Origin of the sequence: Noviherbaspirillum sp., assembly GCF_035627455.1 — a bacterium.
Lineage (GTDB): Bacteria > Pseudomonadota > Gammaproteobacteria > Burkholderiales > Burkholderiaceae_D > Noviherbaspirillum.
In genome coordinates this window covers 65,319-84,669 of sequence record NZ_DASPLS010000007.1, presented here as the reverse complement: position 1 = coordinate 84,669, position 19,351 = coordinate 65,319, and the positions used below count along the sequence as shown (strand labels likewise).

Sequence of the window (19,351 nt, the reverse complement as noted above, 5' to 3'; positions counted from 1 at the left end):
CGATGAAGAAACCAGTCAAGCTGGCGCGCGCGTTCTATGCGCGCGACACCGAAACCGTCGCGCGCGAGTTGCTGGGCAAGCAGCTTGTGCACGTCGAAGGCGGCGGCGAGCGCCGCGCGCGGATCGTCGAGGTCGAAGCCTATGTCGGCGCGCACGACCTCGCCTCCCATTCATCGAAAGGCGTTACGCCGCGCACCGCGGTGATGTATGGGCCGCCCGGCCATGCGTACGTCTACCTGATCTATGGGATGCATCACTGCATGAACGTGGTGACCGAGCCGGCGGGCAAGGGCGCCGCGGTGCTGCTGCGGGCGGTGGAACCGCTGGCCGGCGTCGAGGGCAACACCCGGGGACCGGGCCTGCTGTGCCGCGCGATGGGCATCGACCGCCGGCTGGACGGGCATGACTTGCTGAGCGAGGAACTGTACATTGCCGAGCCGCAGCGGGTGGACCGGTTTTCCATCGTCGCGCGTGCGCGCATCGGCGTCGCTTATGCCGGCGAATGGGCGCAGGCGCCCTTGCGTTTCTATATCGAAGGCAATCCCTGGGTGTCGAAGAAATGAGGGCCTAGCGGCCGCGCTCCACGTCCGGCGGCGAAGGACGCGTGATGTTGCGGTCAACCAGGCCCGCCGGTTCCGGGCCTGCCGGTTTCTTTTCCTCTGCCGGCGCCGCCGGCCCGGTCACGTTCTGGTTCGCCAGCCCCTCGTCCTGCGCGGCGCGGGTCTTGTCCCCGGCTTGCGTGCCGGTGCGATGCAAATCGGGTTTTTCCTGTGCCATGTCCGTCTCCGGGGCGTGGCAGGGGTATGCAAGGTGCGTCCTGCGGGAATGGGAATGGATCCCCTGCCGGGGGCTCGCATCCGTTAGGACGCAGCCATTAGAAATAGTTCGTTCAAACAGAGGCTAGTGCACGCTGCGCGTGACCTGGTCGCTCCATTCGAACGCCGCCAGTTGCAGCAGGTACAAGTCGTTGTGCGACAGCCGCCATTCCCGCATCGCCTGCGTCAGCGGCGTCGCGCTGCGGGTATGCCACTCGGCGCACTCAACCAGCGACAGCAGCTTGCCGAAGAAGCCTTCGCGCCGCAGCAGCGCGTCGGCGACTTCTTCCACCACCGGAATCTGCCCCAGCAGGTCTTCCATCGACATGCCGAACAGCGTATCCATCAGCGACATGATGCCGACCGTGAAACCGGTATCGCCGTAGCTGCGGTTGCCCGGCCTGAGTTTTTGCGCGAGCAGTTCCATCATGCGTCCGCGCGTAGTGGCCTGCATCAGCAACGGCATCGTCGCGCTTCCCTGGCTGCCGCCATCCGCATACAGCATCACCTGCAGCCAGCGCTGAAGCTGGTTGCGTCCCAGCACCATGAGCGCCTGGCGCAGCGAGTCGATGCGGTGCGCGCTGAACGCAGGCGTGTTGGCCAGGCGCAGCAGGTTCAGGCCGAGCGTGACGTCGCGCTTGATGTGCTCTTCGATGACCGAATTGTCCGCGTCCGACGCGATCAGCGCCATCAGGTCGGTAATCGCCAGCTGCGAGGGCGACAGTTTCTTGCCCGCGAGGAGGGTCGGTTGCGTGAAGTAATAGCCCTGGAAGAAATCGAAGCCAAGCTCGAAGCAGGCATGGAACTGGTCCATCGTATCGACCCGCTCGGCCAGCAGCTTTTTCTGCAGCGGCCGGTATGCGGCGCAAAATCGCGAGAGTTGCGCCGCATCCTTGCCTGCGATGTCGAGCCGCACGCCTTCGACGAAAGGCAGCAGCGGCGAATCGACACGGTTGGCACCGTTGTCGACCAGCGCGAAGCGGAAGCCGGCCTGCGCCAGCGCCGCGAGGCGCTCCCGCAGCGCCGTCTCCAGTACCGGCATATCCTCGATTTCCAGCACCACCTTCTGCGGCGGCAGAAACCGGAAGATGTCGCTCATCAGCGCTTCGGCGCCGATATACAGGATGCCGACAAGATCGCCAATCACCCTGCTCATCCCGTGCTCGCAGACATCGGCGATCACCGACGCGGAGGCCGGCTGCTCGTCGCCGCCGTCATGCGCCGGCAGGCATTCCTCGCCGGCGATATTGCAGAACAGGAGCTCATGTGCGACGAGATTTTGTTTGCGGTCGACGACCGGCCGGCGCGCCATGAAAAATTCCGAGGCGAGCAGGATCCGATGTGCGCTGCTGAACGTGACGCTGACACTCATACTGTTTCCGCCCTTCCTGTCGCGGACCAGGTACCGCGATACCTGTTATTGCATAGAACCACCATACGCGGAAGGAGCGCCGGATGCGAGTGCTTTCGGCACCCCGCCCCCTCCTGACACTTATATCGACAGTCGATGCGCAAGCTTGAGCACCGGTTACTTGTGCGGCGCAACATCGACGAGTTATACGTGGCTCAAGGAACAGGCCGGAACTTGGGCGGGGACCGCCGTTCCTACCCGTGCACGTGCATTTTCGACAATGCCGGCGCTCCTGATGGCGCCGCCGGCCCCTACTTTTAGAGGAGCAATGCGATGAATACGACGTCCCGACAGAATTCAGGCATGGTGACCGGTCTGTTCTACGACCGTGACAGCGCCGAACGGGCCTACCGCTCGGTCTCCGATCGAGGCTACGGCAATGACGATCTGAACCTGGTGATGTCCGACGAGACGCGCCAGAAACACTTTGCCGGCGATGCCGGCAACGCAACGACGGAACTGGGCAACAAGGCGGCCGAAGGCGCAGGCATTGGCGGCGCGCTCGGCGGCACGCTCGGTGCGGCGCTGGCGGCAATCGCCGCGACCGGCGCCAGCGTCGCGCTGCCCGGCCTCGGGCTGGTGATCGCCGGACCGCTGGCGGCGGCGGCGGCCGGCGCCGGCGCGGGCGCGGCGACTGGCGGCTTGCTGGGCGCGCTGATCGGCTGGGGTGTTCCGGAAGAACGGGTCAAGCGCTATGAAAGCGGCTTGAAGGAAGGCGGCATCCTGATGGGGGTGAAGACGCGCTCGGATGACGACGCGGCGCATTTCGAAGAGGAGTGGCGCCGGCATAACGGTCAGCAGATCTATCGCTGACGCTTGGCTGCCCTTCCCGCTTCCATGCGGGAAGGGCAAATCCCTCAGCCCTCGCCCTCCAGCTTTGCGGTCACGGTGATATCCGCCTTCAGCAACTTGGAGACCGGGCAACCGACCTTCGCATTGTTCACCGCCTTGTCGAACGCCTCCCTGCTCGCGCCCGGCACTTTCGCCGACAGGTTCAGGTGCACCGCGGTGATCGTGAAACCGCCGGCATCCTGTTCCAGCGTCACCGCTGCGTCAGTGCGCAGGCTCTCTGCGGTCAGTCCCGCTTCGCCCAGCTGGGCCGACAACGCCATCGTGAAGCAGCCGGCATGCGCGGCGGCGATCAGTTCTTCCGGATTGGTGCCGGGACCTTCCTCGAACCGCGTCTTGAAACCGTAGCGGGTATTGGAAAGGACGCCGCTCTGGCTCGAGATTGTTCCGTTGCCATCCTTGAGACCGCCGCTCCAGGCGGCTGTAGCGGTACGCTTCATGTTGTCGCTCCTGATGAAAGTTTACGGGCGGCGCTTCTTCCTGCGCTTCTGCGCGGGCGCGGCGCCGGTCCAGAACGCGGCAGCTTGCTTCATGCCCTTGGTCATCATGGTCGATGCCTGGCGCTTGCTTTCCGCGGTGATGCGGCCGCGCGCGGCGCCAGCCACTGCGTTCGCGCCGCTCAGCCACATGCTGAGCAGCGGGTTTTTCTTGAGCCAGGGATTTTTCATGTAACAAGCTTTCGACGATGACATGCCTTGTCAGGCATAAAGGAATTAGACAAGGCCGGGTGAAAAGCGTCCGCGCAGCGCGCCTGAAACAGGCTGCACTTTGCGCCTGGTCAAACGCGTGTAGCAGTGTGACCACTAAGGCTGCGCATGCTCCCGCAGGAAGGCGATCAGGTGCGGGAACACGTCCAGCGCGGCGTTCCTGCCCATGAAGATGTCCTGGTGGCCGTAGCCGGGGAACACATGCAGCCGGTGCCTGCCTGGGACGATCTCTTCCAGCCTTTCATGGCAACGGATGTTGGAGTCGGCGAACACCCGGTTGTCCTGTCCCTGGATGAGCAGCATCGGCGTGGTCATCGCGGCGGCATCGGCGAAGTAATCGTCCGGCAGCGCCGCATAGCGCCGGTTGCCAGGCTCGAACTTTACCGCGGTGTTAGCGGCAGATACCATCCTTCGCACATGCCGGTAGTAATGCACGTCGACGCCGCCGAACAGGTCGCCCAGCCGGTCGTGCGTCACGTCCAGCATGTTTTCATGGTTGAACAGCGCCGGCTTGCCGGTCCCCCACATGAAGCTGAGCATGTGGCACTCCGGCGATGCGCATTCCCGGTGCAGCAGGTCGGCGGTCATCGCGATCATCTTCCCCGCGGACCAGCCCGGCTGGCGGCGCCATCCCGGGTTGTAGTATTCGATGCCGAGCAGGTAGTCGGATGCCCATGGCGCGAGCGCGAGCTTGAGCGCCGACCATCCCGGCACATGCGGCGTCAGCGCCACGCTGTTGAAGGTGGCGCTGGAAATACGCTGCACCGTCTTGCCGAACATGCCCATCGCCATTGTCAGCGCGCCGATGCAATGGGCGATCACATGCACCCGGCGCTGCGGGCCGATGTGACGCCGCAGCTCGGCGAGCGCCGCCGGGTGGTCGAACAGCGCGATATCGTCGAAGTTGTAGCGGCTGCGCGCAAGGTTGTACGGAAAGCGGCAGCTGCCGCGGTAATCCAGGGCCCACACGTCGGGAAAGCCCTGGTCGAGCAGGGTCTGCACCAGGTTCTGGTGTTCCGGCATGATGAACATGTCGGATGAACTGGTCAGGCCGTGCACGACCAAAATCACGTCGTCGCTCGTCCCGCGCGAAAAGCGCGTGAGCTCGAGCCTGAGGCCGTCGGCGGTCGGGAACGGATGCGCGCTGATGGCGGCATCGCGCACGCCTTCGGTGGTGAACTTCGCATAACGCCGCGGCGCCTGGTTCGGCGCCGGCGGCAGGTGCGGGCCGTAGACCTCCCACAGCTTGCCCGCGAAGAATTTCCCGAAAGCCGCCAGCCCGGCGATGCTGGCATTTCCCTGCGCATCGACCGCGCGCAGTCCGCGCAGCACTTTCATGAAATCGGACAGGCCAAGGCTGATGATGCCGGTCGCGCGCACGCGCGCCTGCGCCGGCTGCGCCGGATCGACGTGGCCGTCGAACACATTGACGAACAGCGTCGTCGTGTCATGCCACAGGTCGAACGGCGCGCCGTGCTGCACCTGCTTGTTGCCAACGAAAGTGAACCGTTCGCCGGACGGCGCGGTGCACCGGACCTGGTAGTACATCACCTTGCGGTCGCGGTCGGCGGTGTCGGGCATCAGGCGGAAGGTGCCGGACTGCACAGTACAGGCGCCGCCGAGCAGCGCGCAGTCGACGTAGCCGGAGAGCGTGCCGGCATGGCCGGATTGATCCAGGAAGTCCTGCAGGTCGGCAATGGATACGCTCACATGCAGTGCCAGCCTGTTGCCTGCCTGTTCGCCGTCCGCATAGCCGTCGGCAAAGGTCGTCGCCCCGGCACTGACATAGCCTTGCATCACTTCGGCGAATTCGATGCGCACGCCGCGCAGGTCGTTGGACATGAACACTCCCTCGGTTTGCCGGTTCATCTGCCGGATGCGCCGCTACAGCGCCGCATCCGGCATCTCGCCGGTGATTTCATGCGCGATCCATTCCGACAGCGCCGCGATCGTCGCCACCGGGTTGGCGCCCAGCGCGGTCGGCACCAGCGAGCCGTCCGCAACGTACAGGCCGCGGTAGCCGAATACCTGTCCACGGCTGCCCCCGCGCGCGCTCACCACGCCTTCGCCGGGAGAATCGCCCAGCGTGCAGCCGCCGAGCGGATGGACGGTGACATTGTTCTTGAGCGGCCACAGCCAGGTGGGCATCGGCAGGTAATGCCGGGCGCCGATGAAATCGGTAAAGCGCCGGCCGAGCGCCAGGATCGCGTCGTACAACGGACGGTTGCTGTCCTGTGGCCAGTCGATCTCGAGATAGCCTTCCTTGTTCAGGCGCAGTGCCCCGTTCGCCTGATCGAGCCCCATGCACAGCAGCACCGCGCTGTACTGCGACAGGTCGTGCGAGAACAGCTTCTGCATCAGGTAACCGACACTGCTGTTCTTGCGCCCCGGGTAGTAGCGGTCGAATGCATATGCAAGAACCTGCGTGCAGGCCTGCCACAGCGTCTGGAACGGATTCATCGCCGGACGCAGCGCGGCGGTGGCCCAGCCGACCTGGGTCGGGTAGCTCGCATCCTGCAGCAGGAAGGCTTGCCGGCGGTCGAGGTTTTCGTAAAGAAGATGGTCGGTGTACTGGGTGATCACCGGCCCGTAAGTCGAATTGACTTCCTTCCTGCCGTCGATCGCGAAAGCGAGGAAGTCGCCGTTTCCCGAAAAACGCCGGCCGAGGCGGGCCGATACCCGCGGCAGCGTCTTGTGCACATCGCGGCAGCGCATCAGCAGTTCGGTGGTGCCGAGCGTGCCGGCCGAGAGCACCACGCGCCGCGCGGTCACGCTTTCCGCGCGGCCCTCGCGCAGCTCGCGGAAATACACGCGGTAGCCGTGTTCGCCGTCGCCGTCCGGATCATCCTCGCCGGCGGCATCGAGCGGCACGATGCGCTCGGCCAGCGCCTGGGTGCGTACCGCCATCCGGTAGCGGTCGCGCGCGACATGCAGGTAATTGCGGTCGACCGAGTTCTTGCCCTGCACGTTGCAGCCGATGTCGCATTCGCCGCAATAGGTGCAGGACGTCTGCAGCGCGCCGTAGCGGTTTCGTTCCTGTACGCCGAGCGGCGCCGGCTTGCTGCCGCCGTAACTGTAATCGTTGCCGAAGAAGACGCAGATGTCGGCCAGTTTTGTCGGCAGCTTCGCCTGTTTCGCGAAGGCCTGGAACTGCACGGTACGCTTGATGTAGCGCCGGTCTTGCGGCCCGGATGCCGGCGGAACCGGGCGCGCGCCGAGGACCTGCTGCGCGACATCGTAATACGGGGCAAGCATGGCGCGCCGTAATCCGGCCGGCCAACCCTGTTCGAATACCGCTTCCGGCGGGCGCAGGAACACGTTCGCGTAGATCTGCGAGCCGCCGCCATACGCTGCCGATGTGACGGTATCGATCTTGTCGAAATGCCGTATGTCGAACATGCCGGTCAGGTGGCCGCGTTCGGCCTTGCGCCTGCGCACTGCGCGCGGCCGCCGCGCCGCGTCGCCGTCCGGGCACCAGACATTGTCCGCCATGTCCGACGGGCTGCGGGGATAGGCGCCGAGCGGATATTCCCGGCCGCGCTCGAGCAGCAATACGCTGCCCGGCCAGCGCTTCGACAGCCGTGCCGCCATGACCGCGCCGCCGAAGCCGCTGCCGATGATTACCACCGCATGTTGCAGCCTGCTGTCCATCTTGCCCTCCCGTAGCAGATCGTAGACTGATCATATTTGATGTATGACAAGAAATGTATATTTTTTGGAACAAAAACCACGGCAGCCAATGCCTGCCGACTGACTCGCGAGGTAGATGCTGTTAGGATGCTTGTGTTTCCAATATGGAACTTTTGCAGGTGCCGGAATGTCGTCTGTATTACGTGCGATACGCCGCTGGGGCGTAATGGGACTGCTGTTGCTGGCGGCTGCGCTGGCGCAGGGCGCGGAACTCGAGCTGGACGGCAGGCCGGATCCCAGGCCGCTCAACCTCACGCCGTACTGGTCGGTGCTGGAAGATGCCGAGCGCAGGTGGAGCATCGGCGATGTGACCAGTCCGGCGCTGGCGGCGCGCTTCGAGCAGCCGAAGGTGACGACCGACTCGCTCAACTTCGGGCTGCGCCGTTCGGTGATCTGGCTGCGCATCACGATCGTCAATCGCTCCACGCGCGATATCGAGCGCCTGCTCGAAGTGCCGTTCACCCACCTGCATCATCTCGATTTCTTCGTGCGCGACGGCGGCAGCTTCCGGCACATCGAGACCGGGCACGCGCTGCCCTTCGCAAACCGCCCGCTCAACCACCGCAACTTCGTCTTTCCGCTGCATCTGGCGGCCGGCAGCGAGAACACCTACTACCTGCGCGTGGCGTCCGACACCTCGCTCGACATCCCGACCAAGCTGTGGGAGCCGGAGTCCTTCAACCAGCGCAGCCTGCATGAATACATCGGTCAGGCGCTGTATTTCGGCATGCTGCTCGCGCTCGGGCTGTACAACTTCCTGCTGTACGCGTCGATGCGTGACCGGACCTATCTCTACTATGTGATGTTCGTCGCCGCCAATGCGCTGTCGATCGTCGCCTTCAGCGGCCTCGGCTTCCAGTTCCTGTGGCCGCAATCGCCGGGCTGGTCGATGATTTCCTCGATGATAGGCTTCGCATTGACGGGTACCACGCTGATGCTGTTCCAGCGCCGCCTGCTCGGCACCGCCACCCTGGTGCCGATGCTCGACCAGCTGATGCGCATCATGATCGCGCTCAACCTGCTGCAGATGCTCGGCTTCTGGCTCCTGCCCTATCACAAGATGATCACCATCGGCATCACGCTCGATGCGAGCAGCATGGTGATGGCGCTGGTCGTGGGCATCGCGTGCAAGCTGCGCGGCCAGCGCAGCGCGCGCTTCTTCCTGCTCGCCTTCAGTTGCCTGGTGCTGACCGCCGTGCTCACCGCGCTGCGCAGCTACGGCGTCAAGGGCATCCCGAATTTCCTCACCGTGTACGGCATGCAGATCGGCTCGGCGCTGGAAATGCTGCTGCTGTCGCTGGCGCTGGCCGACCGCTTCAACCAGATGAAGCGGGACAAGGAAGTCGCGCAGCAGCAGCTGGTCGACAGCCTGAAGCGCTCCGAACGCATGCTCGAACAGCGGGTGGAAGAGCGCACTGTGGAACTGGTGCGCATCAACCAGGAGCTGCTGGAGCACGAGCGCGCGCTGGAGCAGGCCAAGGAAGTCGCCGAAGAAGCGTCCCGCATGAAGTCGGCCTTCCTGGCCAATATGAGCCATGAAATCCGCACGCCGATGAATGCGGTGATCGGCATGGCTTACCTCGCGCTGCGCACCGACCTGAGCGGCAAGCAGCGCGACTATGTGGAGAAAATCCACCGCGCCGCGGTCTCGCTGCTGGGAATCATCGACGATGTCCTCGACTTTTCCAAGATCGAGGCCGGCAAGCTGACGATTGAAACAACCGACTTCTCGCTGCACGATGTGCTGTCCAACGTCAGCGCCGTGACCAGCCAGCGCGCAACGGAAAAGGGACTGCGTTTCGAGTTCGGCATCGACGACGATGTGCCGGTGCAATTGCGCGGCGATCCGCTGCGCCTGGGGCAGGTGCTGATCAATCTCGTCAGCAATGCGATCAAGTTCACGCCGCAGGGCAAGGTGGAGTTGCGCTGCGCCGTCGCCGCACGCGACGCCGGCGGCGTGCAACTTCGCTTCGAGGTGGAAGACACCGGCATCGGCATGACGCCGGAACAGCAGACGCGGCTGTTCCAGGCATTCAGCCAGGCCGACGATTCGACCACCCGCAAGTACGGCGGCAGCGGACTGGGCCTGGCGATCAGTCGGCGGCTGGTGGAAATGATGGGCGGCAGCATGACCCTGTGCAGCGTCCCCGGGCAGGGCACGACCTTCGGTTTTGGCCTGCGCTTCGGCTTCGGCGCGCAGGCGGCGGCGCTGCCTCCTCTGCCGGAGCGCCTGCGCGGATGCCGCGTGCTGGTGGTCGACGACAATCCGGCGGCGCGTGAAATCCTGGTCGGCATGGTGGAAAGCTTCGGCCTGCCGGTGAACGCGGCCGCCGGCGGCGCGGAAGCGATGAACGCGATCCGCGCTGCCGCCACGCCGTACGACCTGGTGCTGGCTGATCTCGGGATGCCGGAAATGAACGGTACCGAGCTGGCCTGCGCGATCCGCGATGCCGGCCTGGCCTGCCCGCCGAAGGTGATCCTGGTCACCGCATTCGGCCGCGAGGACGCGCTGCGCCTGGCCGGGCAGGCGCCGGTCGCTTCGGTCCTGTTCAAGCCGGTCGACCAGTCGCTGCTGCACGATGCCTTCGTCAACGCGCTGTCGCAGCAGGCGGAGGCGCCGCGCGTCATGCCTGCAGCAAGGCAGCTGCCGCACTTCGACGGCTGCCGGGTGCTGCTGGTGGAGGACAACGACGTCAACCAGCAGATCGCACGCGAAATGCTCGCAGCCGCCGGGCTGCAGGTGGATATCGCGGGCAACGGCAGGATCGCGGTGGAGAAACTGCTGGCGGGCGGACCGCATGCGTACCAGCTGGTGCTGATGGATATCCAGATGCCGGAAATGGGCGGCCACGCGGCAGCGCGCCGGATCCGGATGGACGAGCGTTTCGCCGAGTTGCCGATCATCGCAATGACCGCCCATGCGACGGCGGACGAGCGCGAGGCATGCGCCAAGAGCGGCATGCAAGACCACATCAGCAAGCCGATCCATCCGGAACACTTCTACCAGACGCTGTGCCGCTGGCTGCCGCCGGGCAGCAGCACGGATGCGCCGCAATCCGCCCCGCCGGCGGTTCGATCCGCATCGGAGACGCCCCTCGCCATCCCCGGCTTCGATACGGACGACGCGATGGAACGCATGTCGGGCGACGTCACGCTCTACCACCACGTGCTGGAGATCCTGGTGCCGAGCCTGGCGGCGGCGCTCGACCAGTTCAACAGCGCGATCGCGCTGTCGGACCAGGCGGGTACGAAATCGGCGGTGCACAGCATTCGCGGTATGGCTGGCAACGTCGGCGCGAAGGCGTTGGCGGAATCCGCGGCGCTGCTGGAAAAGACGCTCGGCGAGCAGCAGCAGCACCCGGAACAGCTTGCGTCCTTCGCGCGACTGGTGGAGCAGACGCTGCAGGCGGTGACAAGCGCGCTGGCGGAGGGAAAAGCCGCGTGAGGGTTCCCGGGCGCGCGACGGACCGGAAGTGATGAAAGGCATAACGGCAGGCGCTTGTCGCGCCTGCCGTTGGCCAAGGGTCCACGAATGCGGGTTAACGGATCAGTGGCTGGTTCCCGCAGAGCGCGTGATCTTGTTGTGGACGTTGTACTTGCCGGAGGGCTTGCGCATCGGCAGGCGCTTGACTTCCTTCAGCGTCTGCGCGTCGTAGACCACCAGCTCGCCCGGGTCTTCCCAGACGCTCACCAGCGCATACTTGCCGTCGCGGCTGAACTCGGTGTGCGCGGCGACCTTGCCCGGACTCGGCCGCAGCTGCGCGACCACTTCCAGCGTGTTCTTGTCGAGGATCTGGATCACGTCCCGGTCCTTGCTGCCGTTGAACACATCGACCCAGGCGTGGCGCACGTTCTCGTGGCTGCGCATGAAGAAACCGGGGCCGAGCGTGGGCACCTGCTTCACGGTCTTCCAGGTCTTCATGTCGATCACCGTGACCAGCCCTTCCTTCAGGTTGGGCGAGGCCATGACCGGCCGGCCGTCGAGTTCCCAGGTGATCCCCGAGCCGAGGTGCGGCATGCCCGGCAGGTCGATGTTGGTGATCTTGCGGCGGATGTTCAGGTTGACCACCTGCCCCTTGCCTTCGCGCGAGGAGCCGATCAGGTGATCGTAGCGGGCGTCGAAGAAGAAATCGTCGAGATAATCGTCGAGAATAATGCGGCGTGGCGGGAAAGGTCCGGAGACCGCCACGCCCTCGCCCATCTTGTAGTCGTGCACCATCCCGTTGTAGACCGGCTCGGCCTTGTCGTCATAGGTAAGTTCCCACACCTCGGGAATGTCCTTCAGCGCCGCGACGAAGCTCTTGCGCGGCGCCGCGTCGTACACCGCCGACACGCGCGAGCTCTTGCCTTCGCCGTCCTTGACGTCGATCACCTTGACCGGTTGCAGGTCGCGCGCATCGAGCGCGACCAGTGTGTGCGGCAGGTAGTTGGCGACCATCACGAAACGGCCGTCGGAAGATACCGCGAGATTGCGGGTATTGATGCCGGCGCGGATCTCGGCCACCAGCGTGAGATTCCAGATATCGTACTTCGCGATCCAGCCGTCGCGCGACGCGAAGTAGACGAAGCGGCCGTCCGGCGAGAACTTCGGCCCGCCATGCAGCGCATAGCGCGTCGGGAACCGGGTGATCGGTTCGAGCTTGTCGCCGTCGAGGATGGTCGCATGGTGGTCGCCCAGCTCCACCACCACGAACAGGTTCAGCGGGTCGGCCTTGAACACCGGCTTGTCGCCGAGGCTGGCGGCCATGCGGTGCTCGATACGCGACGCGCGGATCTCCGGCATGCCCCAGGACGGCATGGCCGCCAGCGGCGTGTAGATCAGTTCGGCCAGCGCCTTGATCTCGTCGCCGTTGAGCTTGTCCTTGAAGGCCGGCATCTGGGTCGCGATGCGACCGTCTGCGATGGTGCTGACCGCCGCCGGCTTGCGCAGCCGCGCCAGGTTGTCCGGCAACAGCGCCGGGCCGGTGCCGCCCAGCCTGTCCGCGCCGTGGCAGGAGGCGCAATGCGCCTGGTACAGCGCGCCCGCGTCGGGTGCGCTCCATGCCGAGCCGTAACGCAGCGCCAGCAGCGCCGCCGCGGCGGTAAGGACGATACGCCAGTTCATGATGCCTCCGCAGTGCGAATCTTGAAATAGGGTTTGAGCTGCAGCCGCTCGCGCCCGCCCGCCACGCCGATCTCGTCATCGCTCAGGTAGCAGGCCGGGTCTTCCTGCCAGGGATCGCCGGTGAGCTGCATCGCGCGTACCCGGGTGTTGCCGCCGCAGACATCGAAATAGCCGCACTCGCCGCAACGTCCCTTGATACTGCGCGGACTGGCCTTCAGGCCGGCCATCAGCGGATCGGACGTATCCGTCCATATCTCGGAAAACTTCCTCTGGCGCACATTGCCCAGCGTGTGGTTCCACCACATCGTGTCCGGGTGCACGTTGCCGAGGTTGTCGATATTGGCCACGTTGACGCCGGAAGAGTTCCCGCCCCATTGCGCCAGCTTCGCGCGCAGGTGGGCTTCCCGTTCCGGCATGTGCTTGCGTACCCAGTGCAGCAGGTAGACGCCGTCCGCATCGTTGTTGCCGGTCACGAATTCCTTTTCGGCGCCGCGCTGCAGGTCGGCCCAGCAGGTGTCGAACAGCAGGTCCATCGCATTGCGCGTGGTTTCGAGGAAAGCGTCGCGCGCACGGTTGGTGTTGCCGCGTCCCGCATAGTTCAGGTGCGACAGGTAGAACTTGTGGATGCCTTCGTCATCGACCAGCTTCAGCAGCGCCGGCAGATCGTGCGCATTGCCTTGCGTGAGCGTGAAGCGCACGCCGACCTTGATGCCGGCATCGCGGCACAGACGCACGCCCTCCAGCGATGCGTCGAATGCGCCTTCCTTGCGGCGGAAAGTGTCGTGCGTGCCCTTGATGCCGTCGAGGCTGATGCCGACGTAATCGAAGCCGACTTCCGCGATGCTGTCGATGTTGCCGCGATCGACCAGCGTGCCGTTGGTCGAAAGGCCGACATAGAAGCCCATCTGCTTCGCATGCCTGGCGACTTCGTAAATGTCCGGACGCAGCAGTGGCTCGCCGCCGGACAGGATCAGCACCGGCACGCGGAAGCTGCGCAGGTCGTCCATCACCGTGAACACTTCCCCAGTGGACAGCTCGCCTGCGTAGTCAGTGTCGGCGGACAGCGAATAGCAATGCTTGCAGGTCAGGTTGCAGCGCCGGATCAGGTTCCAGATGACCACCGGGCCGGGCGGATTGCGTTTCGGGCCGAGCGGCGTCGGCTCGGCGATTTCGCGCATGTATTGGCTGATGCGAAACATCGTTGTCCTCTTATTCGCTGGTTTTTCGTGCGGCCAGGCGCAGGCCTGTCTTCTTCAGGATGCGCGTGCTGTAGAGCACGTCGTGCGCGCGCACATGTTCGCCGAGCAGGGCGGCGATCTGCGCCACCTTCGCTTCGACTTCCTCGCGCGTGCGGCCGTGCACCATTGCAAACAGGTTGTAATTCCACATCGGCGGGAAGCGTGGGCGGCGGTAGCAGTGGCTCACGCAGTCAAGGCGGCCGACGCGCTCGCCGAGTTCGTCGATGTGCTCGTCGGGCACGTCCCATACGGACATGCCGTTGGCGACGTAGCCGATCGCATAGTGGTTCGGCACGACGCCGATGCGCCGTATCAGGCCGCGCTCCAGCATCGCGTTCATGCGCGCCATCACTTCCTCCGGCGCGACCCCGATGCGTTCGGCGACCGCATGGTACGGGCGCGGCACCAGCGGCAGGCCGTTCTGGGTTGCGACGATGATGGCGCGGTCGATGTCGTCTGCGGCTTGAGTCATTAGACGCTCAGTTTCAGTTCGATGAAATATTCCCGCGACTTCGGGAAGTTGTAGACCTTGCAGCCGGTGTCGCGCTCGATCCGTTCGATCGCGGCGGCGATGCCGTCGGGCGTCTCGGCGGCGACCACGAACCACATGTTGAGCGCATGCGTGCGCTCATAGTTGTGCGCCACTTCCGGCATCGCATTGACGATCGCGGCGATGCGTTCGTAGTCTTCGCGCGGCGCCGACAGCGCGGCCAGCGTGAACGCGCCGCCCATGCGCTCGATCTGGAACAGCGGGCCGATGCGCGTCAGCGTGCCGTTCTCCAGCATCCGCTGCAGGCGAGCCAGCATCTCGTCCTCGTCGATGCCGAGGCGCCTTGCCGCTTCCTGGTAGGGCCGTTCGCATACCGGCAGCCCGCCCTGCAGGTTGTTGATGATGGCGCGGTCGATGTCATCCATGGCGAGTCTCCGGCAGTGCCGCATAATGCGCGCCGCGCTGCTTGAAGCGGCGGCAGCTGAACAGGATATCGCGCGGCCATCCGTCCAAGCCGCACTCCCTGGACATCGCGGCGATGCGCGCCCGCACGTCCGCGCGGTCCTTGCCGTGGATCATGCAAAACAGGTTGTACGGCCAGTCCGGCAGGCGCCGTTCGCGCCGGTAGCACAAGGTCGCGCGCCCGCCCGCGGCGATGCGCTGCCCGGCTTCGGACACCTGGGCATCCGGTACGTTCCATACGGTCATCGCGTTGGCGGTATAGCCGAGCTCATGATGGCGCACGATCACGCCGAGGCGCTTGACGATGCCTTCATCAAGCCAGCGCGCAATCAGCGCCAGCGCGTCGGACTCGGCGAGGCCGAGGCAGGAATACGGCCGCTCGACCAGCGCCAGGCCTTCCTGCAGCACGGCCACCATGCGCCGCTCTGTCTCGTTCAGCGCGATCGGACTGCAAGACACGACGGCCGAAGGCGGCAACGCCGCGCCATTGGCATACGCAGCCAGGTCGAAGCCGAGGTCGATGTGGTATTCCTCGACCATCGGCAGCACCAGCACCGGCCCGGATTCGCACACCTCTTCGATTTCGGCGAACACCGCATTCAGCCGCTCCTGTGAGGGCGCGGTGGCGACGAACCACAGGTTGTATCGATGTTCGCGCTGGTAGTTGTGGTTGACCTCGGCGAAGGCGCTGACGAAACCGGCGACCCGTTCCAGCCGGTCCGGCGCCACCGCCAGCGCGGCCAGCGCGCTGGCGCCGATCACGTTGGGGCGGAACACCGCGCCGACGCGGCTCACCGCGCCGTCGGCGCGCAGCGCGCGCAGCCGCTCGATCACCAGGGATTCGTCGACGCCGAGTTTTTCCGCGACCGCCGCGAACGGGCGCGGCACCAGCGGGAAATCGCGCTGGAAGGCATTGAGCAAGCGGAAGTCGAGTTCGCCGCCGGCGGCGGATGCGGTGAGCGTGTTCATTGCATCCTCAAAATCCTGTGCGCGCGGCGCGCGCAGTGAAGAAGATGCCGCTCGGGGCGGTCGCCGGCATTTCCAGCCGGCGGGCGAAGGACGTGGTGTCGTACACCACCACCTTGTTGTCGTCGCGCGCGGAAACCCAGATGGCCTCGCCGCGCGGCGTGAATTCCATGTGCAGCACGGTCTTGCCGGGCTCCAGCCGCTTGACCACCTGGCGTGATTCGGTATCGATCACCTGCACATGGCTGTTGTCGGGGAAGGCGAAGTTGACCCAGACCTGGCGACCGTCCGGGCGCGCCATCACGAACACCGGCTGGCCGGCAACCGGGATGCGCGCGGCTTCCTGCCAGGTGTCGATGTCGACCACCAGCACCTCGTGCCGGCCGATCGCGGGCAGGTAGGCATGCCTGCCCGCGACCGCCCAGCCGCGCAGGTGCGGCATCTTGTAGACCGGCATCTTTTCCTGGCCGCGTCCGTAACCGTCGAGGATGCGGCGCACGCCGCGCTCCGGATGCCAGAGGTCGAGCATCGCCAGCCCGTCCTCGCCGAACAGGCCGGCGAGGTAGTAGCGCCCGTTCGGCGTCACCAGGCCGTCATAGGGTTCGCGTCCGACGTTCTTGTACTTCTCGATGCGCGGCTGTTTCGGATTGCTGAAGTCGCCGACCCAGATCTCGCCGGCATCGAACAGGCTCCACACAAAGCGGTTGCCAGGCGCATCGGCAAGACCGACCACCTTGGCGAACTTGCCTTCGTTTCCATAGGCGGCGGGAATGTCCGCGACCAGTTCGAGCGTGTCGGCGCGGAACACCTTGACTCCGCCCGGCTCGTAATTCTGTGCGGCGACCAGCGTGCCGTCCTGCGAGATCGCGCCGCCGATGCTGTTGCCGGCCTGGATCACGCGCCTGTCGATCGCCTGCTTGAGAAGATCGACCTTGGTCATGCCGCCGTCGCGGCCGAATACGTACGCATAGCGCCCGTCGCGCGAATAGACCAGCGATGCATGCGACAGGTCGCCCAGTCCGTCGACTTTGGCGAGCGCGGTCTGGCCGCTGGTTTCGACGATTTGCACGCTGCCGGTGGCCCGCTCGATGACGATGCCGAGGTCGCCGGTGCCGCGCAGTTGAGGGGCGGCGCAGCCGGCAAGCAGCACCGACGCCGCGACGGTTGCGAAGAAATTAGCGCGCACTGGGGAAGCCTTTCTGCAATTGCATGACGACCCACTCCGCCTCGGCCTCCGTCATGAAGCGCTGCCACGGCGGCATGGCCGTGCCGGGGCGCCCCTGCATGATGGTGGCGACGAGACTGTCTGCGGGTTTGTCCTTGAGCGTTTCCGGCAGGAGGGCCGGTCCGAGGCCGCCCTTCAGGGACAGGCCGTGACAGGAACCGCAGTCCTGACGCACCAGCGTGATGAGTTCGCTGCGGCGTGCCGGCTCCGGTTCGGGAATGCGGGGTTCTGCGAGGGTAAGACTGGGGATGCTGCAGGCGAATGCGAGGGCGGCCGGTCCGGCGGTGGCCCAGAGACTGCCTGGTTTGGATTTGCGCAGCATGTCTGACTCGTACAAGCTAGGTTGCCGGTGTGGCGCCCTTCCCCCGCAGGCAGGGGAAGGGATGCGGATGAGGGGTTGCAAACATCTCCTGCGCAAGCCCCCTCATCGCTGCTACGGTTTAATACACGTCGTGCTGGGTGTTATGCACGTTGAACTTGCCGGTCGGCGTGATCAGCTTCGGATCCTTGATGACGGTCTTCAGCTTGCGGGTCTTGTCGTCCACGACCACCACTGCCGAGGTCTTGTCCTTCGCATTCCACACCGAGAACCAGACTTCGTCGCCAGCCTTGTTGTATTCCGGCTGCACGACGCGCTTGGCGCCGTCGCCCAGGTTGGCCCATTCGGCGATCGGCAGGACGTCAAAACCCTTGTCCAGGTTCTTGATGTCATACACGGCGACCGACTGGCTTACCTTCGCGTCCGGATGCAGCGGCGTATCGACCCACAGGTTGGCCGACTTCGGATGGGTCTTGATGAACAGCGAGCCGCCGCCCTGTCCCTTCAGCGTCTGCACGACCTTCCATGCATTCGCCTTGTTCTTCACCGGATCGGTGCCGATCAGGGAGATGGTTTCGTCGCCCAGGTGGCTGGTTGCCCAGACCGGACCGAACTTCGGATGCTTGAAGTTGGCGCCGCGGCCCGGGTGCGGAGTCTTGCCCACATCGACCAGCGCTGCCAGCTTGTTGTCCTTGGTATCGACCACGGCGATCTTGTTGGAGGCGTTCGCGGCGACCAGGAAGTAACGGCCGCTGGAGTCGAAGCCGCCGTCATGCAGGAACTTGGCCGAATCGAGCACCGTCATCTTCAGGTTGTTCATGTCCTTGTAGTTGACGATGTAGATCTTGCCGGTTTCCTTGGCGTTGACGACGAATTCCGGGTTGTAGTGCGAGGCCACGATCGAGGCGACGCGCGGTTCCGGATGGTACTCGTTGTCGACCGTCATGCCGCGGGTGGAGACGATCTTCTTCGGCTTCAGGGTATCGCCTTCCATCATCACGAACTGCGGCGGCCAGTAGGTGCCGGCGATCGCGTACTTGTCCTCGAAGCCCTTGAACTTGGAGGTCTCGACGGAGCGCGCTTCGAGGCCGACCTTGATTTCGGCGACGTTGTCCGGCTTCTCCATCCACAGGTCGATCAGATTGATGCGCGCGTCGCGGCCGATCACGTACAGGTAGCGGCCGGATGCGGACAGGCGCGAGATGTGCACCGCATAGCCGGTCTTGACGATGTTGATGATCTTCTTGGTGTCGCCGTCGATCAGCGCCACTTCGCCGGAGTCACGCAGCGTGGTCGAGAAGATGTTCGCAATGTTGTAATTGTTCATCTTCTTGGTCGGACGCTTGGCAACCGGGATGATTTCCTTCCAGGTCGCTTCCATGTCCTTGATGCCGAATTCCGGCGGCGTCGGCGGCTCTTGCTGGATGTAGCGAGCCATCATGTCGACTTCCTGCTCGGTGAAGTCGCCCGAGGTCTGCCAGTTCGGCATGCCGGCCGGCGAACCGTAGGCGATGAAGACCTTCAGGTAGTCCGTGCCCTTTGCGAGGGTGATGTCCGGGGTCAGCGGCTTGCCGGTCGCGCCCTTGCGTAGCACGCCGTGGCAGCCCGCGCAACGCTCGAAGTAGATCTGCTTGGCGCGATCGAATTCCGCCTTGGTCATCGGCGGCGCCTTCGGGTTGATGTTCTGGTGCATCTCTTCGGTCGCCAGCGGCGACGCCCCTGCCTGGTACTTGATCTCAGGTCCGGCGTGCGGCTGCTTGTCCGGCGCCGTTTGCGCATACGCGACGCCGACAGCGAGCGGCAGTGCGGCCAGCATTGCCGCCAGCGGGCGGACATACGGCTTCTTTAACATCATCTTGATTCCCCTCGTCTTTAAGGTTTGTGGACTACGACTACTTAAACATCAGCGTCAGAAACCGCAGGTCCTGGCGCACGGCCATCATTGGCCGATGCCGCAAATTCAAGTTGTGCGTAGCTTGCGCCTCGGGTGTTTCGTTTTCCTTAACTCACATCAATTTTTTTCGGACTCACGGGCGATACATTGAAGTCCATTCAAACCGAGGACAAGGGAGCCA

At 64.8% G+C, this 19,351-nt stretch carries 17 protein-coding genes; 3 read left to right on the top strand and 14 right to left on the bottom strand.

Features of this window, described 5'->3' with window-relative positions:
- Nucleotides 1–2: 2 nt before the first annotated feature.
- Nucleotides 3–563 (top strand): DNA-3-methyladenine glycosylase, encoded by a 561-nt coding sequence (locus VEC01_RS01175; RefSeq protein WP_324897920.1) that lies wholly within the window; start codon nt 3–5, stop codon nt 561–563.
- 4 nt (nt 564–567) lie between these two features.
- On the opposite strand, the gene VEC01_RS01170 is transcribed toward VEC01_RS01175, so the two are convergent.
- A complete protein-coding gene (locus tag VEC01_RS01170; protein ID WP_324897919.1) occupies nt 568–777 on the bottom strand; it encodes a hypothetical protein in 210 nt (69 codons plus the stop codon).
- Between the two features lie 123 nt (nt 778–900).
- Nucleotides 901–2,187, bottom strand: a complete 1,287-nt coding sequence (locus VEC01_RS01165; RefSeq protein WP_324897917.1) for an EAL and HDOD domain-containing protein — start codon at nt 2,185–2,187, stop codon at nt 901–903.
- Between the two features lie 312 nt (nt 2,188–2,499).
- On the opposite strand from VEC01_RS01165, the gene VEC01_RS01160 reads away from it, so the two are divergent.
- Entirely contained in the window at nt 2,500–3,039 is a 540-nt protein-coding gene (locus VEC01_RS01160) for a hypothetical protein (RefSeq protein WP_324897915.1), read from the top strand.
- Nucleotides 3,040–3,083: 44 nt separating this feature from the next.
- Here the strand turns inward: VEC01_RS01160 and VEC01_RS01155 are convergent, their stop codons facing one another.
- From VEC01_RS01155 to VEC01_RS01140, 4 genes are all read right to left on the bottom strand, one after another.
- Nucleotides 3,084–3,515: an OsmC family protein gene (locus VEC01_RS01155; protein WP_324897914.1), complete on the bottom strand. Its 432-nt coding sequence runs from the start codon at nt 3,513–3,515 to the stop codon at nt 3,084–3,086.
- A 21-nt stretch (nt 3,516–3,536) separates the two neighbouring features.
- Complete coding sequence (locus VEC01_RS01150) at nt 3,537–3,743, bottom strand: hypothetical protein (RefSeq protein ID WP_324897912.1); 207 nt, start codon at nt 3,741–3,743, stop codon at nt 3,537–3,539.
- A gap of 135 nt (nt 3,744–3,878) precedes the next feature.
- On the bottom strand, nt 3,879–5,624 hold the full coding sequence (locus VEC01_RS01145) for an alpha/beta fold hydrolase (RefSeq protein WP_324897910.1): 1,746 nt from the start codon (nt 5,622–5,624) through the stop codon (nt 3,879–3,881).
- Nucleotides 5,625–5,666: 42 nt separating this feature from the next.
- Complete coding sequence (locus VEC01_RS01140; protein WP_324897908.1) at nt 5,667–7,433, bottom strand: GMC oxidoreductase; 1,767 nt, start codon at nt 7,431–7,433, stop codon at nt 5,667–5,669.
- Nucleotides 7,434–7,599: 166 nt separating this feature from the next.
- On the opposite strand from VEC01_RS01140, the gene VEC01_RS01135 reads away from it, so the two are divergent.
- Complete coding sequence (locus VEC01_RS01135) at nt 7,600–10,917, top strand: 7TM diverse intracellular signaling domain-containing protein (RefSeq protein WP_324897906.1); 3,318 nt, start codon at nt 7,600–7,602, stop codon at nt 10,915–10,917.
- 102 nt (nt 10,918–11,019) lie between these two features.
- On the opposite strand, the gene VEC01_RS01130 is transcribed toward VEC01_RS01135, so the two are convergent.
- The 8 genes from VEC01_RS01130 to VEC01_RS01095 all read right to left on the bottom strand — a co-directional run bounded on the left by VEC01_RS01130 (nt 11,020) and on the right by VEC01_RS01095 (nt 19,131).
- Complete coding sequence (locus tag VEC01_RS01130; RefSeq protein ID WP_324897904.1) at nt 11,020–12,576, bottom strand: cytochrome D1 domain-containing protein; 1,557 nt, start codon at nt 12,574–12,576, stop codon at nt 11,020–11,022.
- Nucleotides 12,573–13,775 (bottom strand): heme d1 biosynthesis radical SAM protein NirJ, encoded by a 1,203-nt coding sequence (nirJ, locus tag VEC01_RS01125; protein WP_324897902.1) that lies wholly within the window; start codon nt 13,773–13,775, stop codon nt 12,573–12,575. The genes VEC01_RS01130 and nirJ overlap by 4 nt, the downstream gene beginning before the upstream one ends.
- Nucleotides 13,776–13,785: 10 nt before the next feature.
- On the bottom strand, nt 13,786–14,286 hold the full coding sequence (locus tag VEC01_RS01120) for an AsnC family transcriptional regulator (RefSeq protein ID WP_324897900.1): 501 nt from the start codon (nt 14,284–14,286) through the stop codon (nt 13,786–13,788).
- The gene (locus tag VEC01_RS01115) at nt 14,286–14,729 is read right to left on the bottom strand and encodes an Lrp/AsnC family transcriptional regulator (protein WP_324897898.1); all 444 of its coding nucleotides are present in this window, start codon (nt 14,727–14,729) and stop codon (nt 14,286–14,288) included. Before VEC01_RS01115 ends, VEC01_RS01120 begins: the two co-directional genes overlap by 1 nt.
- Nucleotides 14,722–15,735: an AsnC family transcriptional regulator gene (locus tag VEC01_RS01110; protein WP_324897896.1), complete on the bottom strand. Its 1,014-nt coding sequence runs from the start codon at nt 15,733–15,735 to the stop codon at nt 14,722–14,724. Before VEC01_RS01110 ends, VEC01_RS01115 begins: the two co-directional genes overlap by 8 nt.
- Before the next feature lie 7 nt (nt 15,736–15,742).
- Entirely contained in the window at nt 15,743–16,918 is a 1,176-nt protein-coding gene (locus VEC01_RS01105; protein WP_324897895.1) for a cytochrome D1 domain-containing protein, read from the bottom strand.
- Nucleotides 16,908–17,279, bottom strand: a complete 372-nt coding sequence (locus VEC01_RS01100; protein ID WP_324897893.1) for a cytochrome c — start codon at nt 17,277–17,279, stop codon at nt 16,908–16,910. The genes VEC01_RS01105 and VEC01_RS01100 overlap by 11 nt, the downstream gene beginning before the upstream one ends.
- A 118-nt stretch (nt 17,280–17,397) precedes the next feature.
- Nucleotides 17,398–19,131, bottom strand: a complete 1,734-nt coding sequence (locus VEC01_RS01095; protein WP_414691398.1) for a cytochrome D1 domain-containing protein — start codon at nt 19,129–19,131, stop codon at nt 17,398–17,400.
- Between the last annotated feature and the right edge of the window lie 220 nt (nt 19,132–19,351).